At 60.6% G+C, this 23,085-nt stretch carries 19 protein-coding genes, 1 tRNA gene and 1 riboswitch; of the genes, 7 read left to right on the top strand and 13 right to left on the bottom strand.

Annotation, left to right across the window (positions count from 1 at the left end; all coding sequences use genetic code 11):
* Positions 1-3 precede the first annotated feature (3 nt).
* Both BV911_RS00380 and BV911_RS00385 read right to left on the bottom strand, forming a co-directional pair.
* On the bottom strand, positions 4-918 hold the full coding sequence (locus BV911_RS00380; protein ID WP_086051602.1) for an ABC transporter permease: 915 nt from the start codon (positions 916-918) through the stop codon (positions 4-6).
* A gap of 63 nt (positions 919-981) precedes the next feature.
* Positions 982-2,487, bottom strand: a complete 1,506-nt coding sequence (locus BV911_RS00385) for an ABC transporter substrate-binding protein (protein ID WP_086051603.1) — start codon at positions 2,485-2,487, stop codon at positions 982-984.
* Positions 2,488-2,657: 170 nt separating this feature from the next.
* On the opposite strand from BV911_RS00385, the gene BV911_RS00390 reads away from it, so the two are divergent.
* A complete protein-coding gene (locus BV911_RS00390; RefSeq protein ID WP_086051604.1) occupies positions 2,658-3,584 on the top strand; it encodes a LysR family transcriptional regulator in 927 nt (308 codons plus the stop codon).
* Positions 3,585-3,709: 125 nt separating this feature from the next.
* Here the strand turns inward: BV911_RS00390 and BV911_RS00395 are convergent, their stop codons facing one another.
* From BV911_RS00395 to BV911_RS00425, 7 genes are all read right to left on the bottom strand, one after another.
* Complete coding sequence (locus tag BV911_RS00395; protein ID WP_168183942.1) at positions 3,710-5,995, bottom strand: polysaccharide lyase family 7 protein; 2,286 nt, start codon at positions 5,993-5,995, stop codon at positions 3,710-3,712.
* 426 nt (positions 5,996-6,421) lie between these two features.
* Positions 6,422-6,511: transfer RNA gene (locus tag BV911_RS00400), tRNA-Ser, on the bottom strand.
* Positions 6,512-6,761: 250 nt separating this feature from the next.
* Entirely contained in the window at positions 6,762-7,364 is a 603-nt protein-coding gene (locus tag BV911_RS00405; RefSeq protein ID WP_086051606.1) for a nicotinate-nucleotide adenylyltransferase, read from the bottom strand.
* 143 nt (positions 7,365-7,507) lie between these two features.
* On the bottom strand, positions 7,508-8,374 hold the full coding sequence (locus BV911_RS00410; protein ID WP_086051607.1) for a DMT family transporter: 867 nt from the start codon (positions 8,372-8,374) through the stop codon (positions 7,508-7,510).
* Positions 8,375-8,453: 79 nt separating this feature from the next.
* Positions 8,454-8,741: an HU family DNA-binding protein gene (locus BV911_RS00415; protein WP_086051997.1), complete on the bottom strand. Its 288-nt coding sequence runs from the start codon at positions 8,739-8,741 to the stop codon at positions 8,454-8,456.
* A gap of 127 nt (positions 8,742-8,868) precedes the next feature.
* Positions 8,869-10,299 (bottom strand): AMP nucleosidase, encoded by a 1,431-nt coding sequence (locus tag BV911_RS00420; RefSeq protein ID WP_086051998.1) that lies wholly within the window; start codon positions 10,297-10,299, stop codon positions 8,869-8,871.
* 70 nt (positions 10,300-10,369) lie between these two features.
* The gene (locus BV911_RS00425) at positions 10,370-12,166 is read right to left on the bottom strand and encodes an adenine deaminase (RefSeq protein WP_240512087.1); all 1,797 of its coding nucleotides are present in this window, start codon (positions 12,164-12,166) and stop codon (positions 10,370-10,372) included.
* 519 nt (positions 12,167-12,685) lie between these two features.
* On the opposite strand from BV911_RS00425, the gene BV911_RS00430 reads away from it, so the two are divergent.
* The 6 genes from BV911_RS00430 to BV911_RS00455 all read left to right on the top strand — a co-directional run bounded on the left by BV911_RS00430 (position 12,686) and on the right by BV911_RS00455 (position 18,514).
* Complete coding sequence (locus tag BV911_RS00430; protein WP_168183943.1) at positions 12,686-14,521, top strand: glycerophosphodiester phosphodiesterase family protein; 1,836 nt, start codon at positions 12,686-12,688, stop codon at positions 14,519-14,521.
* Complete coding sequence (locus BV911_RS00435) at positions 14,511-15,065, top strand: hypothetical protein (RefSeq protein WP_086051610.1); 555 nt, start codon at positions 14,511-14,513, stop codon at positions 15,063-15,065. The genes BV911_RS00430 and BV911_RS00435 overlap by 11 nt, the downstream gene beginning before the upstream one ends.
* Positions 15,066-15,117: 52 nt before the next feature.
* A riboswitch (TPP riboswitch) is annotated at positions 15,118-15,213 on the top strand.
* Between the two features lie 214 nt (positions 15,214-15,427).
* Positions 15,428-16,363 carry an ABC transporter substrate-binding protein gene (locus tag BV911_RS00440; protein WP_086051611.1) on the top strand — a complete coding sequence of 312 codons (936 nt, stop codon included), beginning with the start codon at positions 15,428-15,430 and terminating at the stop codon, positions 16,361-16,363.
* Positions 16,360-17,046 (top strand): thiaminase II, encoded by a 687-nt coding sequence (tenA, locus tag BV911_RS00445; RefSeq protein ID WP_086051612.1) that lies wholly within the window; start codon positions 16,360-16,362, stop codon positions 17,044-17,046. Before BV911_RS00440 ends, tenA begins: the two co-directional genes overlap by 4 nt.
* Positions 17,043-17,768 (top strand): ABC transporter ATP-binding protein, encoded by a 726-nt coding sequence (locus tag BV911_RS00450; protein ID WP_086051613.1) that lies wholly within the window; start codon positions 17,043-17,045, stop codon positions 17,766-17,768. The genes tenA and BV911_RS00450 overlap by 4 nt, the downstream gene beginning before the upstream one ends.
* Positions 17,765-18,514 carry an ABC transporter permease gene (locus tag BV911_RS00455; protein WP_240512088.1) on the top strand — a complete coding sequence of 250 codons (750 nt, stop codon included), beginning with the start codon at positions 17,765-17,767 and terminating at the stop codon, positions 18,512-18,514. Before BV911_RS00450 ends, BV911_RS00455 begins: the two co-directional genes overlap by 4 nt.
* A gap of 19 nt (positions 18,515-18,533) precedes the next feature.
* Here BV911_RS00455 and BV911_RS00460 read toward each other — a convergent pair whose 3' ends face one another.
* The 4 genes from BV911_RS00460 to BV911_RS00475 form a co-directional block, all read right to left on the bottom strand.
* On the bottom strand, positions 18,534-20,033 hold the full coding sequence (locus BV911_RS00460) for a mechanosensitive ion channel family protein (protein ID WP_086051614.1): 1,500 nt from the start codon (positions 20,031-20,033) through the stop codon (positions 18,534-18,536).
* A gap of 255 nt (positions 20,034-20,288) precedes the next feature.
* The gene (locus BV911_RS00465; protein WP_086051615.1) at positions 20,289-20,684 is read right to left on the bottom strand and encodes a F0F1 ATP synthase subunit epsilon; all 396 of its coding nucleotides are present in this window, start codon (positions 20,682-20,684) and stop codon (positions 20,289-20,291) included.
* Between the two features lie 79 nt (positions 20,685-20,763).
* Positions 20,764-22,188: a F0F1 ATP synthase subunit beta gene (gene atpD, locus BV911_RS00470; RefSeq protein ID WP_086051616.1), complete on the bottom strand. Its 1,425-nt coding sequence runs from the start codon at positions 22,186-22,188 to the stop codon at positions 20,764-20,766.
* Between the two features lie 18 nt (positions 22,189-22,206).
* Positions 22,207-23,076, bottom strand: a complete 870-nt coding sequence (locus BV911_RS00475; RefSeq protein ID WP_086051617.1) for a F0F1 ATP synthase subunit gamma — start codon at positions 23,074-23,076, stop codon at positions 22,207-22,209.
* Positions 23,077-23,085: the final 9 nt, after the last annotated feature.

The raw sequence follows: 23,085 nt of genomic DNA on the forward strand, positions 1-23,085 counted from the left end.
GGGTCAGTACCTGATGCGGGGATCGAGGATCGAATACAGAATATCGATCAAAAGATTCATGACGAAGATCGCCGTGGCGGTGACCATGATTGCCGCCATGACCACGGTGAAATCGCGTTGCAGGATCGAATCGATCATCAGTTTTCCGACGCCCGGAAAGCCAAAGATGGTCTCGACCACGACCGCCCCGTTCAGCAGGGCTGCGGCCTGATCCCCCACCACCGTAATGACCGGCAACATCGCATTGCGCAGCGCATGCACGAAGATGATGGCGCGGTTCTTGATCCCTTTTGCCCGGGCGGTTTTGACATAGGCCGAACTTAGCGCTGTGATCATCGATCCGCGCACGATCTGCACAATCAGGCCGAACGGTCGGATAAACAGCACCGCAATCGGCAAGATCCAGTGGGCAACGCTGCCGGTGCCCGAGGTCGGCACCCAGCCCAAGGTCACCGAAAAGATCACGATGGCGACGATGGCGACCCAGAAATCCGGCGCGCTGGCGCCAATCAGGGAAAAGAACGTCGCGATCCGATCAAAGATGCCGCCGACGTGAAATGCCGCCAAAGACCCGACGACGATGGCGCAGGACACCACCAGCATCATGGTGAGGGTGCCCAGTTGAAGCGTCCATGCGAAGGCGCGCAAGACCACATCAATCGCCGGTTCAGAGCGCCGGATCGAGTCGCCAAAGTCAAAGCGGATCAGGTCGCCCATATAGGAAAAGAACTGGACGATCAGCGGATCGTTAAGCCCGTGGATTTCTCGAAACTGCATCCGGCTTTCTTCCGAGGCATCAAGTGGCAGGTACAGGCCAGTTGGATCGCCGGTCAGACGGCTCAGGAAGAATACCAGCAACACCAGCCCGACCAGAGAAATCCCACTGGCAATCGCGCGCTTGCCCAAAAAGTTCAGCATGGAGGCGGTCCTTCATCAAAGGGTGGCTACAGGCAGCGCAAGCCGCCCGTAGCCGGGTTCAATTTACTTGAACTCGATTTGCGACAACTGAAGTTCGCTGTTGGTGCGGATCGACGGTGCGAAATCCAAACGCTCGTTGACGCGGCTAAACCCGACCATGTGGAACAACATCACATCTGCAATGATCTCGTCATGCAGATAGGCGAACAACTCGCTCCATAGGGCGGCACGTTCGTCGCCGGTGGCGGCAGTTGCTTGGGCAATCATCTCATCGACCTTGGGATCGGTGATGCCCGACTGCTGACCATCCGAGTGATACTTGAAGTACATCGAGAACACCGGGTCGCCATTGGCATTGTCATGCTGCGCCTCGATCAGTTCCGGACCCCGGTTTTCGGGGAACGGCTTGGCATAGCGTTCCAACCATTCAGCCACTTCGACCATCTCGAGCTTCATGTTGAAGCCGACATCCTGATACATCGCCAGCAGGGCTTCCATCATCTCCAGCACGTTGCCGAAGTTGTTGGTCCGACCGATCAGCGTGATTTCGGTATCAATCGGCACCCCATCCGCTTGCGCCTCTTCCAGCAGGGCCCGCGCCCGATCCGGATCGAAGGCATAGGGCGACAGATCGTGATTGTAACCGATGGTCGATGGCGGTGTGATCCCGGTCGCCAGCAATGTTCCATTCGCAAGGATGGTTCCAACGAACGCTTCGCGGTCCACAGCCAAGTTCAGGGCTTCGCGCACGCGCAGGTCATTGAGCGGCGCTTGTTCATGCTCAATGCGCAGGAACACGGTTTCCGAATTGGGATAGGAAAAGTCCATCGACGGATCAACGGCATCCTGCAGCGCGATGCTGGGCGCGATGTCGGCTTCACCGGCGGCGACCATCGCGGCCCGTACGGCGCTGTCGGCACGGAACAGATAGGTTGCGGATTGAACGGTCGGCTGTTCGCCCCAATAGTTCGGGTTGGCCGACAGTTTGATATACTGACCGCGCTCATATTCATCAAACGTGTACGGACCGGTGCCAATCGGATGATCGACGAACTTGTCCAATGGCGTATCCGAAGGGGTGACCGTCACGGTGGACATCAACATCGGCAGGATCGGCTGTGGCGGGTTCGCGGTCACATCGATGGTGGTCGGGTCGATAATGTCGGTGGTAATATCGATACCACCGAAGAACTTTGCGCCAATCTCACAGGCGATCGCGGGTGATTTCACCCGCACCAGCGAATGGGCCACATCTTCGGCATCCATGGTCGAGCCGTCACTGAACGTCACGCCCTCGTTCAAATGGAACCGCCACGTGCCGTCGCCCATATCTTCCCAGCTTTTGGCCAGACGCGGCTGAAGCCCGGTTTCCGGGTCCATTTCCGTCACGGTCTCCGAGATGTTCTGGAACAGAACCCGGCCGACATTGGATTTGGTCGCGGAACACGGTTCGACGATTTCAAGTTCCTCTGACAGTACGATGGTTACGGAATTGTCTTGCGCCTGCGCGGCAAAGGCGCATGCCGACGCAAGGGCCGACACCATAAAGATGTGCGGTTTTCTAGTCATTTCGTCCTCCCTAATGATGTCAAAGCAGCGGTCCGCTTTTTGATCGAACGCGCCGAATTAACGTGCGCAAATTCGGGGCTATGCCGACATTTGTAAATTCCAATTTTAGATTGTTATGATACACAAATTATATCACCGGTGTGACCGCGCCCCAATTTGAGGACATCACGATGGCCCAAGGCCAGTTTGAATACTTTCAAATGCGGTGCTTCGTTGCGGTCGCGGAAGAACTGAGCTTTCGCCGGGCAGCGGATCGGTTGAACATGACGCAACCGCCGCTGTCCCGGCAGATCAAAATCTTGGAAGAGCGGATCAATCTCAAGTTGCTAGAGCGCGACAACCGCCATGTCCGCCTAACCTCTGCCGGAGAAAGCTTTTACCAAAGCGCCGTCGACATCATCAAACGCTCGGAACATGCTGTCTTGAATGCACGTCAGGCGGAACGGGGAGAAACCGGCAGCATTGCCCTGGGGTTCGTCCCGTCGGCCGCGTTCCGGTTTGTGCCGCTGATCGCGCAACGAATGACCGCAGAGATGCCGAAAGTCACGCTGACCCCGATTGAGATGATGGGCTACGAGGTGATCGAAGCCCAGCGATCTGGACGGATTGACTTGGGGCTGACCCGAATGGAAAGCCCGCGGGGCGAGATCGAACGCACCCGCGTCGTCAGCGAACCCTTCGTTCTGGCGATTCCAAAGCACCATCCGCTGGCGCACAAACCGGACCTATCCATTTCGGATTTCGACGGTGAGCCGTATATCTCGTTCGCCAAAGACCGGGGCGGTTATCTGAAAGAGACGCTCGATGCACTGTTCTTTGCCTGCAATATCCTGCCCGACACACGTCTGGGGGTCAGTCAAACCCATGCTGTCATCAGTTTGGTCAATCACGGGTTGGGGTTCGCGCTGGTGCCCAGATCCGCGCAGGTTATCCAGATGACGCAAACGGTCTATCGCGAGATCACCCTGCCCTCGCAATTTCGATCCGACATGTACCTCGTGACAAAATCAGGACAGGACTCGGTCGTCCGGGATCAGGTCAAGCGGCTCATTCTCAGCGTGCTGCAGCCGTTCCGGGAACCCGACGGCGCGTCCTGATCTCACCGCTTCATGGCGCAATTAACGTCCTTCCCCTCCAGAGGGGTCTGGCGGGGAAGGATTGTCTCAGGTTGGGGCTGTGTCATTCGTCATGATCGACAGCCGCCAGCGATCTGCCCGATTGATTATGGCAGGACCTCAATTGTCACGTTGGTGAAGTCGATCCCATTATCCGGCGTGTCCGTGTCCTTGGACGCACCGAAAGTCTTGCTGTTGACGTGGAAGGCCAGCATCCCGAACGTATCCACATCGCTGCCCTCGTCCACCAGACTGACCTCACTCAGAATGCTGCCATCCTGACTGAGCGACCCGGCGATCTTGACGCCCTCCGCAAGCTTCTGGATCGCGATCACGCCGGTATAGGTCTGTTCGGGCGCAAACTGGTAGGCCGCGCCGCCGCCACCAAGATTGTCATACCCTTTCGTCGTCCCCAACAGGCGCCCTTGGGTGTCCTGCTTATGCTTGCGGATATCGATATTGGCCGCCGCCGTATCGGCAAGATTGACATCGAAATCAATCATATAACCCGGAAGACCATCATACAGCGGATTGGGAGTGTCTGAGGATGCCGACAGGTCAGCCTCCAGCCCGGCCCGGCCCAGCGTGTCATACAAGCCGATGCGGAACGCGGACTCCCGATCCTCTCCGATCGTTGCCGGTGTGATGAAAGTAAACGTGGCTTGTAGGGTCTGCCCTTCTGCCAAAGCTTGCGGTGCGAACGTGGTTCGAATGCCGCGGCCCGACCCGCCCGACACCAGACCAAGGCTGCCAGTGCTGACTTCGATGGCGCTGCTGGCGGTGGTTGTCAACCAATTGGAATCGGCCGCATCCGCGCCGTCATCCCGACCCCCATCTGTGAAGCTGTCATTGACCACGACGCCCGGGGTTGCAAGGGTTGCGGCCACGGGCGCGCGCTTTGCAGGCGCGTCAGGTTTGCCTGCCCCAAGCGCCGGTCCTTCGGCAGGGGCCGGATCGTGCGACACATCCAATGCGTAGAAGATGACCTTGTCAAAATCGGTTTCCGGCTCTGGGCTGGTGTTATTGCCCGCATAGGCACCGGCCTTGAAGAACATAAATTCGTCTTCAACGCTGAAACCGCTGTCGCGCATATCGAACGGCTCGGCCTTCACCACGCTGCCATCGTCGCGAATGATGGTCAGGTACAGCATCGGGATGATTTGGTCGCCTTCCGGCGCGCCCTTGACTTCAATCTCGTAAGTAAAGACCTCGTCCAACGCGATGCCATCCTCAGGGTTGTCGATCCGATCCCCCCGGCTGCCGATCACGTCCACCCACGCTTCTTTGCCCACCTCTGGGTCATGCGCAAAATACAGCGAGCCGTATTTGTTCTGCGGCAGCTTCCGGTAATACAGCCGGATCGGTTCGTCGTTCTTGGCGTGGATCTGGCCAATCACCACACGACCCACCTGATAGGCCTTGCCCAGACGCGTCACCTGATTGACCGCAAGGGTCGCGGTCATCTTGCCATCGACTCCGCCCGAGGCCGCCTGCGCCGAAAGCGGCGCCGACGAGAACACCCAGTTGTTTTTATTCGGGTATCCGCCGTCCACACGGGTCTCGATCGTGTCGTCACCGCGCCGCAACATGCCGCGCAATTCGGTGCGGGTATAGCTGGTATTGGCCGAGGTTTTTGCCCCTGCGGGGGTAACGCGGAAGACCATACCGCCGGTGGCCGGGTCGGTGTAGAAATAGCGCGGGTCAGTCCATCCGGCGGCCAACGCGGTCTCATAGACGCTGTCGGAAATACCGTCGCCATCATCGTCCGCCGGGGTTGTCACATACCAGCCTAACAGGTCGAAATTCTCACCGGGGGATGCTTCGGGGTCGAGACCGAACATGCCCGATCCCCGGCGTTCGGTCACCACCGGCTGGTCCGGCTTGTCGACGGCAACACCACAGCCAAAGGCCGCGACCTCGACAATACTGTTCCAATCGTTGGCCTCATTGCCGTTATTGAGGAGGCGGATGAACTGCGCCGCGACGGGATCGAAGGCAAAGGCTTCCAGCGCAGAGGAAGTGCCGCCAGACGCCTGTTCGGGCAGAAGGATGTCGTAAGCAACCCCATCGGTCGAAACTTCAACCGCGAAATTCGATTTACGAGTATCGCCATTATACCACGCGATGCTCAAAGATTTCAGGGTCTGCTTCGCACCCAGATCCAGAAGAAGCGTCTTGGGTGCGCCCTGCGATTGATTGGACCAGCGCGAGTCCGAGTCCAAATTGCCGTCAATGGCATTTTCCGGACCATGCGTTTCTTCATACAGCCCATCATCGGTCGCAGAAATGATGGTCAGCGGATCCGAAGCATCGCACGCTGTATTGGCGATGGCTTGTGATCCATAAACAGACGCGAGACAGAAACAGATTGTTGTCCAAGAACGTTGCGCCACAGTGACCTCCCTGAGCAGTTTTATCAGACAAGGATCGGTACCGACGTTCCGTCCGACCCGAACTGATTCCCTGATGCTGATCATGCACAAGATCATACTAGTAGCCTAGTATGATCTTCATTGCCGCATTTGGACGCGCGAGAAATCGCTCAGCATGAGGATACGTTTTCGCCACGTGAGGCTTGCCGCCCGAAATGCGGAACGAACCAACCCGCTCAGGGTTGGCCTGCCTCGACACTCCACTAATGAATTTCGCGCGGGGGGGGCCGGTCAAAGGTGCACCACACATTCATCCCGGCACGCACTGCCGCCTCAACGACAATAGAAACGCGCCAATGATCGGCAGTGTCTAGAAAATAGTGGGGGGAAGCAGGGTGTAGCGATCGTCGTCTTTTGAACGAAATCTGCCGCCCAAAAAAGGTAAGGTGGCGGAGACGAAGGGATTCGAACCCTCGAGACCCTTCCGGGCCTACTCCCTTAGCAGGGGAGCGCCTTCGACCACTCGGCCACATCTCCGCGGACCCGTTTAGAGATCAATCCAGCCCGGAACAAGCCCAAAATGACCCCTTGCGCAAATTGCTCTGCGACACGACTTCTGGCCTGAATACATAAGAAAAACCCAGGAAATTATACGCTTCATGGCACGGGGGTGCGGATTGGGGCGACCGGCACGCATCAGTGAGGCGCCCGCCCGAGGCCCCGTGATCCGGTCATCTCTTTGGTGACGAGCAATGGGGTCGCGTGCAGCATCCGCCCCCTGCCCGGTTTAGCGCACCCAGTCGCCCCGAGCCCGAATCTCGGTCGAGGACATGTCGACTTGCGGTCCCTCAAGATAACACCAGACCGGCGGGGCGGCACCGCCTAGTAACGTGGATTGCTGCACCCGCAATCTTTCCGCCCGATAAATCCGGGCGGCATGGGTCAGACGTGCCGATAGTGGCTCGCCCGGGCGGGCAATCACCCCGACGGGCGCGAGTTCGAAAATACTGCGCCAATGATCCCAAAGGTGAATGCTGGCCAGATTATCTGCCCCCATCAGCCAAGTGAATCGGACGCCCGGGTACTGGCCAATCAGGGCTTTCAGGGTCGCTGCGGTAAACCGCGTACCCAAGCGCCGTTCCAGATCTGTGACTTGAACCCGCGGATGCTGCATCAACGTCCGCGCTGCGGCTAGTCGCCGGTCCAATGGTGCTGGTCCTTCAGTCTTCAACGGATTTCCCGGTGATACCAACCACCAGACAACGTCCAACCCGAAGCCCCGCAGGGCCGCCATTGTCAGATGCACATGGCCGGCATGGGGCGGATCGAATGACCCCCCGAGCAATCCAATTTTCTGCCCGGCCCGCGCCAGAGGCATACCAGCCCGCATTGCGGTTCCTCCGTCCGGCGTACCCCCCCGCTAAAGCATGCAGATCAGTGGCGCGCAAGTCTGGCCTGACGTGGAAGCCCCACATCAGCCGGCATTCCACTGTCAGGCAGGCCGCTTAAGCAGGGCTTGGTCGCGCCCCCGCCCTATCTTTCAGTTCGGGCCGTTTGAACCGCCAAAATACCTGCCGTGACCACCAAGACCCCCACCGCGTCCATCACGCGCACTTGCTCGCCCAAGATAATCGCCGCAATTCCAACGCCAAAAACCGGGTTCAGGAAATGGAAGGTCGCCGCCCGCACCGCGCCGATCCGGTTCACCAGCAGGAACCAGACCACCGTCGCCAACAAGCCGGGCACCAACGTGGTATAGATCATCGCCCAGATCAGCGGCGCCGTTATCTGAACCTGCAACGGCTCGGTCATCACTCCGACGACCGCCAATACCACCGCGCCGATCAGCATTTGCAGGCCGACGATCATCAGGACATTCCCCCCCGATGTCGCGCCCCGAACGGACAGCGTCGCCACGCTGAGCGCGATCACCCCGCCGACGCAGAGCAGCACCCCCTGAAGGTCTGCGCCACTGCTCAGGCGGGTGCCCATGATCAGCAGCACGCCTGCCAGCCCTGCCAACAAACCGGCCACGGCCCGCATGGGCAACCGCTGCCCCAGCACCGCCCATCCGATCATCGCCACCAGCAAAGGCATGGATGACGCCATGATCGAAGCCAGCGAGGCCTCAATCGTTTTCATCGCGGTGAAAAAAAGCCCCAGATACAGCGCGTTTTGGCAAAGCCCGAAAATAACGGTGGCCCGCCACTGGGGCCGGGTCAGCCGCCAGCTTTGGCCCAAGGCTTTCGCGACCCCCACCGCGATGACGCCCGAGACCGCGAACCGTACCGCCAAAGACAGCATCGCTGGGGCGTCGGCGACAATAATGCGCGCCGAGGTGAATGCCGACGACCACATCAGCGCGAAGGCCACGCCCATTGCAAGAGCCTTGATATCCAAAGCGGTTCTCCCAAATGCTAAGGGTCGCCAGTTGGCGACCCCATTGCACGTACTCCGATCGAGGAAACCCCCGACAGGATCAGACGTTGACGCTGTCTTTCAGCGCCTTGGCCAGCGTGATCTTGACCACCTTGTCGGCGTCTTTCTTGATCTGCTCGCCAGTGGCGGGGTTGCGCACCATCCGCTCCGGACGTTCGCGGCAATAGAACTTGCCAACGCCGGGAAGGGTCACGGCACCGCCGCCTGCAACTTCTTTGGTGATCAGGCCGGTGATTGCATCCAGCGCCGCACCAGCGGTCTTCTTGTCCGCACCCATTTCTTCGGCAAGAGCCGCGACCAACTGGGTCTTTGTCATTGGTTTTGTCATCATAACCTCCTCAATGCGTCCTTATTTTCAGTCTGTTCCGGCATCTAACGGCAATGGAATATGACGCACAACGGCCTAGGCGCCAGATGTTGCCCGAAAACGTCGGTTTTTAGGTGTTTTTCGACCTTTAAAGGAAGGCCGTCTCTTCAAACGACCGCAACTTACGCGAATGGATCCGCTCAAGCGGCATTTCCCGCATCAACTCCATCGCGCGGATCCCGATTTCAAGGTGGCGTGCGACCTGCGTGCGATAGAAATCCGACGCCATTCCCGGCAATTTCAGCTCGCCATGCAAGGGCTTGTCGGACACACACAGCAAAGTTCCATAGGGCACCCTGAACCGAAACCCGTTGGCCGCGATGGTGGCGCTTTCCATGTCCAACGCCACGGCGCGGGATTGGCTGAGCCGTTGCACCGGCCCGGACTGGTCGCGCAATTCCCAGTTCCGGTTGTCAATGGTGGCGACAGTGCCGGTCCGCATGATCCGCTTCAACTCATAGCCTTCCAGCTTAGACACCTCGGCCACGGCTTCTTGCAACGCGATTTGGATCTCGGCCAAAGGCGGGATCGGAACCCACAGCGGCAGATCGTCATCCAGCACATGATCTTCGCGCAGATAGGAATGGGCCAGCACGAAATCGCCCAGCCGCTGGCTGTTTCTCAACCCGGCGCAATGCCCGACCATCAGCCACGCATGTGGCCGCAGCACCGCGATATGGTCGGTCGCGGTCTTAGCGTTGGACGGCCCGACCCCGATATTGACCAATGTGATGCCGGACGAGTCAGCCCGCTTCAGGTGATAAGTCGGCATCTGCGGCAGTTTCGCAGGATGCAACAACTCGGCATCCGGTTCCGAGATCACCGCGTTGCCGGGGCCGACAAAGGCAGTATAGCCGCTCTCGGGATCCGCCAGCATCCGCCGTCCGAAGGCTTCGAACTCTTCGACATAGAACTGGTAGTTGGTGAACAGAATATGGTTCTGAAAATGCTCGGCATCGGTCGCCGTATAATGGCTCAGCCGCGCCAATGAATAGTCGACCCGCTGGGCCGTGAACGGCGCAAGCGGCAACGACCCATCCGGGCCGCGCAAGCTGGTCCCATTGACGATATCATCGTTGGTCGTGGCCAGATCCGGCACATCAAAGACATCGCGCAGCGGGAACAGCAGCGCCCCGTCATGGGGCACTGACTGGCCAGCGGTGGCGAAATGTACCGGGATCGGGGTCTTGGATGGGCCGATGGTCACCGTCACCCCATGGTTCTTTTGCACCAATTTGATTTGTTGGCGGAGATAGTTCTCGAACAGGTCTGGCCGGGTCACGGTGGTCGTATACAGCCCCGGGCTGCCGACATAGCCATAGCTCAGGCGGCTATCGACGGCGGCGTAACTGCTGACCTGCACCCGAATTTCCGGATAGAACGCCCGATACCGGCCTTTCGGGGTGCCTGACCGGATGGTTTCGGTAAATGCCTCGGCCAAAAAGCTGGTGGCTTGGTCGTACAGCTCTTGCAGATAGACGACGGCGTCGTCGGCGGTCGAGAATTGGCGTTCGGGCATGTCCTCGGGACAGATCACCCCGGTCGACGTGACCGTCGTGGGCAACAAAGCACTGGCATCGGTCATCGTCTCACCCTTCAAATAAATCCGTCAGTTCAAAGCGCGTGACATCCACCAGCCCCATATCCGACAGGCGCAATTCGGGAATTACCACCAGCGCCAGCAGGGAATGCTGCATATACGCGTTGTTCAGGTTGCAGCCGCAGTCGGCCATGGCCGCGACCATTCGGTCGGCACTTGCCGCCACCTCTTGCGCCGGGGCGTCAGACATCAGGCCCGCCACCGGCAAGCGCACCAGCGCCAGCTCCTTCCCGTCTTTCCAGACGGTGATACCGCCGCCAACCTCGCCCAGCCGGTTGGCCGCCGCCGCCATATCGGCGCGCGAGGTGCCAACCACGATCATATGGTGGCTGTCATGCGCCACGGTCGAGGCAATCGCCATATTCCCGGTATAGCCAAACCCCGAAACGAAGGCGTTCTGCACCGCGCCAGTGCCGCGATGGCGTTCGACCAAGGCGATCTGGCAAACATCGGCGGCAGGATCCCCCTGCACACAACCATCCGTGACCGGCAGTTCACGGATCAGCGCCTTGGTGGGGGCTTGGTTCTCGACCACGCCGATGACCTTGGCGGTGACCCGATTGGCCCCTTCGGGCGCGGCAATCTGGAAATCCTTATCGCTGAGGGTCTTGCCCAGATGTACCGTGTTGCGGGCATCCTCGGGCCAGTCCAGATGCGGGCAGTCGACGCGAATCTCACCGTCCTCGGCCACCAGAACGCCGCCTGCGAAGACCTGCTCGATCGGCAGGGTGGTCAGGTCAGAGGTCAGGATCACATCGGCCCGTCGCCCGGGCGCGATGCTGCCCAATTCGCGTTCCAGCCCGAAATGGGTGGCGGTGTTGATCGTCGCCATCTGCAAGGCGATCAGCGGATCGCAGCCGCAGGCAATGGCGTGCCGCACTACCCGGTTCATATGGCCATCATTGACCAGCGTGCCGGAATGGCTGTCGTCGGTGCACAGGATGAACCCGCGCGGGTCCAGCCCCTTTTCGGTGACCGCTGTAATTTGAGTTTCGACATCGTACCACGCCGAGCCGAGCCGCATCATCGACCGCATCCCCTGCCGCACCCGGGCAATGGCGTCGGCCTCGCAGGTGCCTTCATGGTCGTCAGCCGGGCCGCCCGCCGCATAGGCGTGAAAGGCCGGCCCCAGATCGGGGCTGGCATAGTGGCCACCCACCGTCTTGCCCGCCCGCTGTGTCGCAGCAATCTCGGCCAGCATCTTGGGGTCACCCGCCACGACGCCGGGAAAGTTCATCATCTCGCCCAGACCGATAATCCCGGGCCAGTCCATCGCTTCGGCCACGTCCTCGGCGCTAATCTCGTAGCCAGTGGTTTCCAGACCCGGCGCAGAGGGCGCGCAGCTGGGCATCTGGGTAAAGATGTTGATCGGCTGCATCAGCGCTTCGTCATGCATGAAGCGCACGCCGCGCAGACCCAGCACATTGGCGATCTCATGCGGATCGGTGAACATGGTGGTGGTGCCGTGCGGAATGACCGCGCGGGCAAATTCCGCCGGGGTCAACATGCCGGATTCGATATGCATATGACCGTCACACAGGCCCGGGATCATAAAGCGCCCTTCGGCCTCGACCACCTTGGTTTCTGGTCCGATGCAATGGCTGGCATCCGGGCCGCAATAGGCAAAACGCCCCGCCACGATGGCCAGATCATGATCGGGCAGACACTCGCGGGTGTGGACATTGACCCAAACGCCGCCCCGGATCACGAGGTCAGCAAAACTTCGGCCAGAGGCCACATCGATCAGGCGGGGGGCAACAGAGGCCCAGCTGGATACTTTGGACATGACCATAGCTGACACAGGCCGCCCCAGATGAACAAGGCCTATTCATGTGCAAAATCATCGCAACTTCGGACCGAGCCTCTCGCCATCCATGATCGGGACCGCCCGCGCGAAAATGGCCCAGACGGAAACGATTTATTAACCACGCAGGCTCTAGGAAAGAACGGTCGGAAACGATGTCGGAAACGACGGGTGCAAAAGGCACCATACTGGCGCACAACGCGTCTTGCCTACATGCTGGGGCCGGCGGTTAAAAACCGCCCGCCCCTGTGACCTGCCCCGCGTCGCCCCGTGCCCGGCAGCCGCACGCGCCAGCCCCGTCCGTCCGGGGACCCGGCTGGGGACAAGCGGCGGCTACAGGCCGGGCGCCCCCCCCTTCCCCCAGTCCAAGCCCAAAGGCAGAAACCGGCCGACAGCCGTTCCGCTTGGTTCTGCGGACGAATCGCGTGGCAAATGCGGTCTGGGCAATTGAACCACCGGTACGGACCTGACAGAGTCCCGCGCAGTATTCCGGGAGACAGAATGTTTATCCACGATTATATCCGTCAGGTGTGGCACCTGCGCTGGCCGCTGCTGGCCACACACGTGACCGTCTCGGTGATTGCCCTTGCGCTGATTTCGCCGCTGATCGGCGGTACGCTGCAACTGGGTCTGTCGCTGGCGGGGCAATCCGCCCTTGCCGATCAGGACATTGCGATGTTCCTACTCAGCCCCGCGGGCGTGATCGTGTTCTTGCTGATCGGCAGCTTGGTGTTGACCGCTGCGGTGATCGAACTGTCCGCGATGATGTGGGTACAGGTCTCGGCCAAAGGGGACCGGCGGAAATGGGGGCCAGCGGCGGTGCGTCAGGTGATCATGAAGGGTCCCAGACTGCTGCAATTCGCGGCCCACTTGATCGTCCGGCTGCTGGCGTTGTTTCTGCCGTTTCTAGCTGTGGCCGGGCTGATCGCCTATCAGCGCCTCAGTGCGCATGACATCAATTACTACCTCACCCTGCGTCCGGCTGAATTTCAGACCACCCTATACATCATCGCCCCCATTCTTGGGATCGGCGCACTGCTGGTGCTTAATCGTCTGGTGGCGTGGTCAATGGCCTTGCCGGTGGTGCTGTTCCGCCCAGGCCCGACCCGGCGCGCCTTTGGCATCAGCGCCCGCCTGACCAAAGGGCACCGACTGGGCCTCGCCTTGCGGTTCTCGCTATGGGCGCTGGTGGTGCTGGCGGTCGGGGCGCTGGTGACCTTGGGCGCCACCGGGCTTGCCCATCTGGCCGAAGGCTTTGGTCAGGCCGGAATTCGGCAGTTGGTCACCGTGGTGGGGACGGTCGTCGTAATCTGGGCCTTGGTTCTGACGGCGACCTCGACCCTGACCACCGCTGGTTTTGCCGCCCTTCTGCTTGAGCGGTTTGCCCGCCTCGACACGGATCCCCTGCGCCTTCCCGACAGCAACACCCCCCTTTCGGAAAGCCGGATGGCCCAATTCGGACTGACCCTGATCTTTATTGTGGGCTTCGCCGGTGCCCTTGGCGTGTCCCTGTTCGAAACCCTTAAATCCGTGGATCAGGTGCAGGTCATTGCCCATCGCGGCGCGGCGGGTCTTCGGCCAGAAAACACCTTGGCGTCGATCCAGAAGGCCATTGATGACGGCACCGATTGGGTCGAAATCGACGTTCAAGAAAGCGCCGACGGTGAAGTGATCGTCATCCACGACAGCGATTTCATGAAAATTGCCGGCATTCCGGTCAAGGTCTGGGAGATCACCCGCGCCGAGCTGGACCAGATGGATATCGGCAGCCATTTCGACCCGGCCTATTCTGCTGAACGGGTGCCCTTGTTGAAAGACGTGCTGGACGTGGCGCGGGACAAGGCCAAGGTATTGATCGAGCTGAAATATTATGGCCACAGCGATCGACTGGAAGAACGGGTCGCCGAGATCGTCGAAGCGGCCGGAATGGCCGACCAGATCGCGGTGATGTCACTAGAGGCCACGCAGGTTGCCCGGATGAAAGCCCTCCGTCCAGATTGGGATGTCGGCTTTCTGGCGGCGACCGCTGTCGGGGATCTGACCCGGCTGAATGCTGATTTTCTAGCGGTCAACACCGGCTTGGCCAAACCCAGCCTGATGCGCCACGCCAAATCGGCAGAGCAGCCGGTTCTGGTCTGGACCGTGGATGACATGGTGACAATGTCCCAGATGATTTCACGCGGCGTATGGGGGCTGATTACCGACTATCCCGGCCGCGCCCGCGAGGTGATCGCCGCCCGCGAAGGTCTCAGCACCGGCGAGCGTCTGCTGATCGAACTGGCCGATCTGATGGGGCTGGAAATTGACCTGCCCATTCGGATGACCGATGGGGCGTAAGTGGTCGGGTGCCGTTCTGCTGTGGGGCGCGCTGTCCGGTGGCCCGCTTGCTGCCCAAGACGGGCTGTGGATGGAGGTCTGGCTGCACGAGCCGCTAATGACCCAAGTCAATGCGCCAGAGCCACAGCTTGCGCCCTTTGAAACCGACGGGTGCAGCGGCGGCATGACCGATGCGTGGACCACCCTTGCCGGGATTTCACCGGCCTTTGCGGGACAGAATGGCGCCCGCCCCCCGTGGGAGCCATGCTGTGTCGCCCATGACCACGCCTATCACAATGCCGGTGGCACCACGACGGCGGACGCCAGTGCTGCTGCGCGCTTATCCGCAGACCAAACCCTTCGAACCTGCGTCGAAGGCTGGGCCGAGCGCGATACCTCGCCCGCGATTGAGACCTACGGGCTGACCCCGGCGCAATTGGCCCAGAACTATTCCGCCCTCGCGCTGGCGATGTATCAGGCCGTGCGCCTTGGCGGTGCGCCCTGTTCGGGCTTGCCGTGGCGCTGGGGCTATGGCTATCCGCAGTGTTCGCCTTTAGGCGAGTGACGTTTTCCGCGCCTTCCCCCGTGACAGCCCGCACCGACTGTGCTTTAACGCCGCTCTAAGACAGGGGCGCCCGTTGTGATGGGCTGAGATCGTACCCTTTGAACCTGACCCGGTTAGTCCCGGCGTAGGAAGTCTTTCGCAGACAAGGGCCGCGCCCTTTTTGCGCCAGCTTCCGATTGACAAAGGAGGCTGGACAACGATGCCAACACATCTGCCCGACCCATAAGCCCCGCACCGCGATGTGCCGGTGGGGGCGATGCTGTGTGCCGCATCTGGGCCAACACGCTGTCCGGCATCCAAGCCCCCAGCCCCCCCTTAAACGACATCTGATCTTCTGATTATCCGACCCAAAAGGACCCCTGATGAAACATCTCGCCCTCGCCTTTGGCCTGCTCACTGCCACTCCTGCATTGGCGCAGGACCAAATGTCCCTGATCCTCGATTGGTTCGTAAACCCCGATCACGCGCCGATCATTGTGGCCCAAGAACTGGGGTATTTTGCGGACGAAGGCCTAGAGGTCGAAATCATCGCCCCGGCCGATCCGGCCGATCCGCCCAAGATGGTCGCCGCTGGCCGTGCAGATTTGGCCGTGTCCTATCAGCCGCAAATGCATCTTCAGATCGCCGAAGGGCTGCCGCTGGTCCGCGTCGGCACGCTGATCGAGACGCCACTGAATTGCCTGTTGGTCCTGGAAGACGGCCCGATCAAAACGCTGGCAGACCTAAAGGGCAAGAAGATCGGATATTCCGTCGCCGGTGTTGAAGAGGCGCTTTTGGGGCGACTTCTCGGCAATAATGGCCTCACACTGGACGATATCACGCTGGTCAACGTCAACTGGTCGCTGTCCCCGGCCCTGATGGCCGGTCAGGTGGATGCCACCATCGGCGCTTACCGCAATTTTGAGCTGAACCAGATGGAGATCGAAGGTGTCAACGGCACCTGCTTTTTCATCGAAGAAGAAGGCATCCCTGCCTATGACGAGTTGATCTATGTCGCCAATCCCGACCGGATGGATGCGGACAAAATCCGCCGGTTCCTTGCCGCCACTGAACGCGCGGCGCATTTCATCGTCAACCACCCGCAGGACGGCTGGGACGCCTTCAGCGGCTACGCCGCCGAATTGCGCGATGAGTTGAACGCTATGGCATGGGACGACACGTGGCCCCGTCTGGCCCTGTCGCCATCTGGGCTGGATGCCGGACGCTATGCCCGCTTCGACACCTTTTTGTTCGAGGCCGGCCTGATCGACGCCACCCGCCCTGTTTCGGACTTGGCAATTGATCTGGGGGCCCAATGACCCATCCAGATTACGGCCGCGCCTTCGGGCTGTTTCGCGACGCGGCCGGTCCGGCATGGACCGACTACACCCGGCACGCTTTTGTGCAAAAACTGGGGGATGGCACGCTTCCGCGCGCGGCATTCCTGCATTATCTGGTGCAGGATTATGTCTTTCTGACCCATTTCACCCGGGGCTGGGCCTTGGCCATCGTCAAGTCCGAAACCCTAGAGGAAACCCGCCTTTCCGCCAGCCTTGTGCAAGGGCTGGTACATGGCGAGATGCAGCTTCACGTCAAGATCTGCGCCGATGAAGGCATTTCCGAGCAAACCCTGTTTGAGGCAGCGGAATCGCCCGCAAATCTGGCCTATACGCGCTATGTGATGGATGCCGGGCAAGCCGGGGATCTGTGCGATCTTCTGGCCGCCTTGGCACCTTGCGTCTTTGGCTATGGCGAGATCGGGCTGCAACTGGCCCAAACCCGCGCCGCCGACACGCCCTATGGCGATTGGATCGATACCTATGCCGGGGACGACTATCAGGCGTTGTGCCGGGATGTTGGCGTGATGCTGGACGGCGCGTTGACCCGCCGGATCGGATCGCCCTTAGACCTTGCGCCCCGATGGCCGCGCCTGTGCAAGCGGTTCAGCACCGCCACCGCGCTCGAGGTAGGGTTCTGGCAAATGGGGCTGGACCAAACATGACCGTTGGGCCCGGCATCCAGTTGCAAGGCTCGGCCCAGCTTGGCGCTGATCTGTTGTTTCCGACCACCACACTCGATCTGGTGCCTGGCGGCTGGACCTGTCTGCTGGGCCCATCCGGGATCGGGAAATCAACGCTGCTTCGGCTGATTGCCGGGCTGCCCACTGGCGCCACATTTAACGGAACGCTGCGGGCCAGCGACGACGCTGCTTTGGATGGCCGCGTCGCCTATATGGCGCAGGACGATCTGCTGTTGCCGTGGCTGAGCGTGCGCGAGAACGTCTGCGTTGGCGCCCGCCTACGCGGCACCCGGCCCGACCTTGGTCAAGCGGACGCGTTGATCGCCCGGGTTGGCCTGAGCGATCAGGCCAGCCGCCGCCCCGCCACCCTGTCGGGGGGACAGCGTCAGCGGGTGGCCCTCGCCCGAACCTTGATGGAGGATCGGCCCATCGTGCTGTTGGATGAACCGTTCTCGGCGCTGGATGCCCGCACCCGCGCCGACATGCAGGAACTGGCCGCCGAAACCCTCCACGGCCGCACCGTCCTGCTGGTCACCCATGACCCGTGGGAGGCGGCACGCCTCAGCCACCGGATTTATCTGATGCGCCGCACCGGGCTCGAGACGATGCCCGCCCCGCCCGGCACCCCGGTCCGCGCCGTAGAAGACCCCGCCACCCTGCGCTATCAAGCCGAACTGTTGGGCCTGCTGAGGTCCGAGCCATGAGCCCGTTGATGACCCGAATCGCCGTATCAGCGGCCATTACGGCGCTGCTGCTTGGCCTGTGGCACACTTTGGTGGTTCTGGCAGACTTGCCACCGTTCATCCTGCCGTCGCCTTGGCGCGTCGCCACCGCATTATGGTCAAATGCCGGACTCATTGCGCGGAACGCGTGGGTGACCCTGACAGAGGTGCTGATTGGTCTGGTACTGGGCGCAAGCCTTGGCGCCGCCACCGCCCTATGGCTGGCGGTATCGCCCATGGCCCGGGTGCTGATCCGGCCTGCATTGGTGCTGACCCAAGCCCTGCCCGTTTTCGCGCTGGCCCCGATCCTGACCCTGTGGTTGGGCTATGGCCTGTGGTCGAAAGTTCTGATGGCGATCTTGATCATTTATTTTCCCGTCGCTTCGGCCTTTTTCGACGGGTTGATGCAGACACCGCGTGGCTGGCTGGATCTGGCTCAAGCCATGCAAGCCACCCGGTCCCGCACCCTGTGGCGCATTCGGGTGCCCGCAGCCCTGCCATCCTTGGCATCTGGACTGCGTCTGGCGGCGGTCTATGCCCCCATCGGGGCGATTATCGGGGAATGGGTCGGGGCCAGCAAGGGACTTGGCTATCTCATGCTACTGGCCAACGGCCGCGCCAAGATCGACCTGATGTTCGCGGCACTCGTGGTGCTGGCGACAATGACGCTGCTCTTGCACCGGGCGGTCGGTTGGGCTTGCGACCGCATGACCGCCCGGTTGGATTAGACTTGGCAGAGACCGGGGATCAATCGCCCCGGTCTTCGTTCTCACTTTCACCGTCACCGTCTTCGCCGCGCGCAATGGCGGCCGCGGTTTGACTGCGGGTCCCCCCGGTTGCGGCCGCGGCTGGTGTCGGCGCGGTCGGTGTCGGCGCAGTCAGCGCAGCTGGCTCTGCCCCCGGAAACACAGCACCATCCTGCTTCATATGCACGTGGAAGTCGGCCTGCGGATAAGGGATCGAAATCCCGGCCTTATCGAAGGCTTCCTTAACCTGACGGGTCAGGTCCCATTTCACCGCCCAGTAGTTCGAGGTGGTGGACCACGGACGACAGATGAAGTTCACCGAGCTATCGGCCAATTCATCCACCCGAATGGTCGGCGCAGGGTCCTCCAGAACAAGCGGGTGCATCGCCACCACTTCCTCAAGGATTTTCTGCGCATCGGCGATCGAATCCTCATAGCTGATCCCAAAGACCATATCGACCCGGCGCGTTGCGCTGGCAGTAACGTTGGTGATTACGTCGCCCCAAACCTTGCTGTTCGGGATCACGATGATCTGGTTGTCCGGCGTTGTGACGGTGGTCGACACGATCGACACCGCTTTGACCGTGCCGCCGGTTCCGGCGACTGTCACATAGTCCCCCTCATCGAAGGGCCGGTTGACCATGATCATCAGGCCTGCGGCAAGGTTGCTGAGCGTTTCCTGAAAGGCGAACGCAATGATGAAGGAGGCACCACCGACCAGAGCAAAGACCGGCGTGATGTCAATTCCAAGACTGGACAGAACGATCATCAGACCGAAGGCGATGACCACCCAATATACCAGCATGGCCAGAAAGCCTTGCAGCAGCTTGGACAGGTCCGGCACCCGGCCAAAGAACCGGCGTGCAACGCGGCGGACAATGCCAGCAAGGGCCATCAGCGCGATGAAAGAGCCCACGATGACGGCGATGCGCAGCCCAAGCTCAATGCCGCCATCACGCGACAGCGTCCAGGACACGGCCATCTTGTACAGGGTTTGCCAGTCGGCATTCTGCTTCTCGTCCACGACGATGGCGTTGCGATAGGCGCGATAGGACGCGACTTTGGCCTCGTCGCCACCCTTTTTCGCCAGATTGTCGACAACGGTTGTATATCGATCAAAGGCTTGGCCGCGCTGATCCGACAAGCCGGTCAGGACTTCACGCGCGGCATCCGCTTCGCTTCCCGACAGGGTCGGGATGACCAGCTGCTGCTCGACCACATCTGTGGTTTGCTCTTTGACGATCATCAACCACGAATCGGCCAGTGCGGTCAGTTCATCGGTCGTCAGCGGGATCACCCGCAAGGTCAGTTCGCTGACCGGAATTTCTGGGTTGTCGAGGCCCGCCGGATAGGCCGGAGCGGTCTCTTCAACCGGCACGTCGGTCGCGGCAGCGACCTCGGGCGCATCGGCGTCCTGTGCGAAACTGGGAAGCGCCCAAGCCACACATAAGAATAACGCAAGCAACGCTGCCGAAACAGCATATCTAGGGGAAAAGGTCATCGGGAGGTCCTTCAGTCCACATCGCGGGAAATCACAAAAGCCGGTCACAACAATCGCGGCAACGCGGCACATAAGTCGTTGGAGCGGGGGATCGGGCACAACAAGACGGTCATCCTTGGCCGGAAAATGTGCGGTTTTTTAACGAATACGCAGCCCGCGACAACAAATGACCGCGGACTGCTGTGTCTGTTCAAATAATGAAGGTATTTGTGCCAAATCGCAAGCAACCACAGAGGCGGCAGCGCGATCTGGGCCCTACTCCATGTCTTCGAGAAGTTTGACCAGATCGGCGACAAATTTCTCGGCACCGTCCTTGGCATCGGCTGACGCTTCGGATGCGGTCTTGCGCGCCTCATCCAGATGCGCCGTAATGATCGGCTTGTGATCGGCATGGCGCGGGACGGCACGCTCGGCAATCACGGTCGTTGCTTCGGCAGTGATTTCGGCAAAGCCGCCGGTGACCGCGAAGTCTTCGGCCCCATCTGGCCCAGTGACGCGGATAACCCCGGGCCGCAGGTTGGTGATCAGCGGCGCGTGGTTCGGCATCACAGTCAGATCGCCTTCCACACCGGGAAGCTGGACCGACGTCGCCTGCATCGAAGCAAGACGGCGTTCCGGCGACACCAGGTCGAATTGCAGAGTATCGGCCATTCGTTCGGTTCCCTATGCAGGTTGTCGGGGAGCATGCGTCAACGCACACTCCCCTCTTCTAGAGGTCTTCGGTTCGCGATTAGGCAGCGTCAGCTGCCATCCGCTCCGCTTTGGCGATTACATCGTCGATTCCGCCGACCATGTAGAACGCCGATTCCGGCAGGTGATCGTACTCACCGGCCACAACCGCTTTGAAGGATGCGATCGTGTCTTCCAGCGGCACCTGAACGCCGTCGGACCCGGTAAAGACTTTCGCCACGTCGAAGGGCTGGCTGAGGAAACGCTGGATTTTCCGGGCGCGGGCCACGGTCAGCTTGTCCTCTTCACTCAGCTCATCCATGCCGAGAATGGCAATGATGTCCTGAAGCGACTTGTAGCGCTGAAGCACGCCCTGAACGTCACGAGCAACCATATAATGCTCTTCGCCGATCACAGCCGGGTCAAGCAGACGCGACGTGGAATCGAGCGGGTCAACCGCCGGGTAAATCCCCAGTTCCGAGATGGCGCGCGACAGGTTGGTCGTCGCATCAAGGTGGGCAAAGGATGTGGCCGGCGCAGGGTCGGTCAAGTCATCGGCGGGCACGTAGATGGCCTGAACCGAGGTGATCGAGCCAGCTTTGGTCGAGGTGATCCGTTCCTGCAACTGGCCCATATCCGTGGCCAGTGTCGGCTGATAGCCCACAGCGGACGGGATACGACCCAGCAGCGCCGACACTTCCGACCCGGCTTGGGTAAAGCGGAAGATGTTGTCGACGAAGAACAGAACGTCGGTTCCGGACTGGTCGCGGAACTGCTCGGCCAACGTCAGACCGGTCAGAGCAACACGCATCCGCGCACCCGGCGGCTCGTTCATCTGGCCGTAGACCAGTGCCACTTTGGATTTGGTCAGATCGCCTTCGACGATCACGCCGGATTCGATCATTTCGTGGTACAGATCGTTGCCTTCACGGGTCCGCTCACCAACACCGGCGAACACGGAGAAGCCCGAGTGCACTTTGGCGATGTTGTTGATCAATTCCATGATCAGAACGGTTTTGCCCACGCCGGCACCGCCGAACAGACCAATTTTACCGCCCTTGGCGTAAGGTGCCAGAAGGTCGATAACCTTGATACCGGTGACCAGAACTTCCGATGTGGTCGCCTGCTGGTCAAAGTCCGGTGCGGGCTGGTGGATCGAGCGGGTCTCGTCGGCAACAACCGGGCCTTGTTCGTCCACCGGCTCACCGATGACGTTCAAGATCCGGCCCAAGGTGGCGGTGCCAACCGGGATCGAGATCGGGGCACCGGTGTCTTCTACCAAAGCGCCGCGAACCAGACCTTCGGTCCCGTCCATTGCGATGGTCCGAACAGTTTTTTCGCCCAAGTGCTGGGCCACTTCCAGAACCAGCTTCTTGCCGTTGTTTTCGGTCGTCAGGGCGTTCAGAATCGCCGGCAGTTCATCGTCGAACTGCACGTCAACGACAGCGCCGATGACCTGGGCGACTTTGCCTTTTGCGTTAGCCATGTCGTGTCTCCGGTTTCTTTAGAGCGCCTCAGCGCCCGAGATGATTTCGATAAGCTCGTTGGTGATGACGGCCTGACGCGAGCGGTTGTACTGAATGGTCAGCTTGTCGATCATGTCGCCAGCATTCCGGGTTGCGTTGTCCATAGCGGACATCCGCGCCCCTTGCTCCGATGCGCCATTTTCCAGCAAGGCTGCGTACACCTGCGTCGCCACACCGCGCGGCAGCAGATCGACAAGAATGCCTTCTTCGCTCGGCTCGTAGTCATAAAGCGTGCTGACTTCGACCGCTTCACCAATGCTCGCCGGGATGATCTGCTGCGCCGAGGGCACTTGGCTGATCACACTTTCGAACTTCGAGTAAAGGAGCGAGCAAACGTCGAATTCGCCGTCCGAGAACCGCTTCAGAATCTCTGCAGCGATGCTTTTGGCATCCTCATATCCGACACGTTTGACCGCCGACAGATCCACATGGGCGACCATCAGATCCGCGAAATCACGCTTCAGCGCCTCGCGACCTTTCTTGCCGACCGTGAGAATTTTCACCGTCTTGCCCTGTGCCTTGAGCGACCGAATTTGCAGTCGCGCAAGACGTGCGATGGACGAGTTGAAGCCGCCGCAGAGACCGCGCTCGGCCGTCATGACCACCAAAAGGTGGACCTGATCCGAACCGGTCCCGGCCAGCAGTTTCGGCGCCGTCGGACTGTCCCCGACCGAAGCCGCCAACCCGTTCATCACGTCGTTGAACTTTTCGGTATAGGGCCGTGCCGCCTCGGCACTCTCCTGGGCGCGGCGAAGCTTCGCCGCCGCGACCATCTGCATGGCTTTCGTGATCTTGCGCGTGTTCTTGACGCTCGCGATCCGATTCTTGAGATCCTTAAGGTTTGGCATGGGCGCTGT

The organism is Pseudoruegeria sp. SK021 (assembly GCF_002119405.1).
Taxonomy (GTDB): Bacteria; Pseudomonadota; Alphaproteobacteria; order Rhodobacterales; family Rhodobacteraceae; genus Meridianimarinicoccus.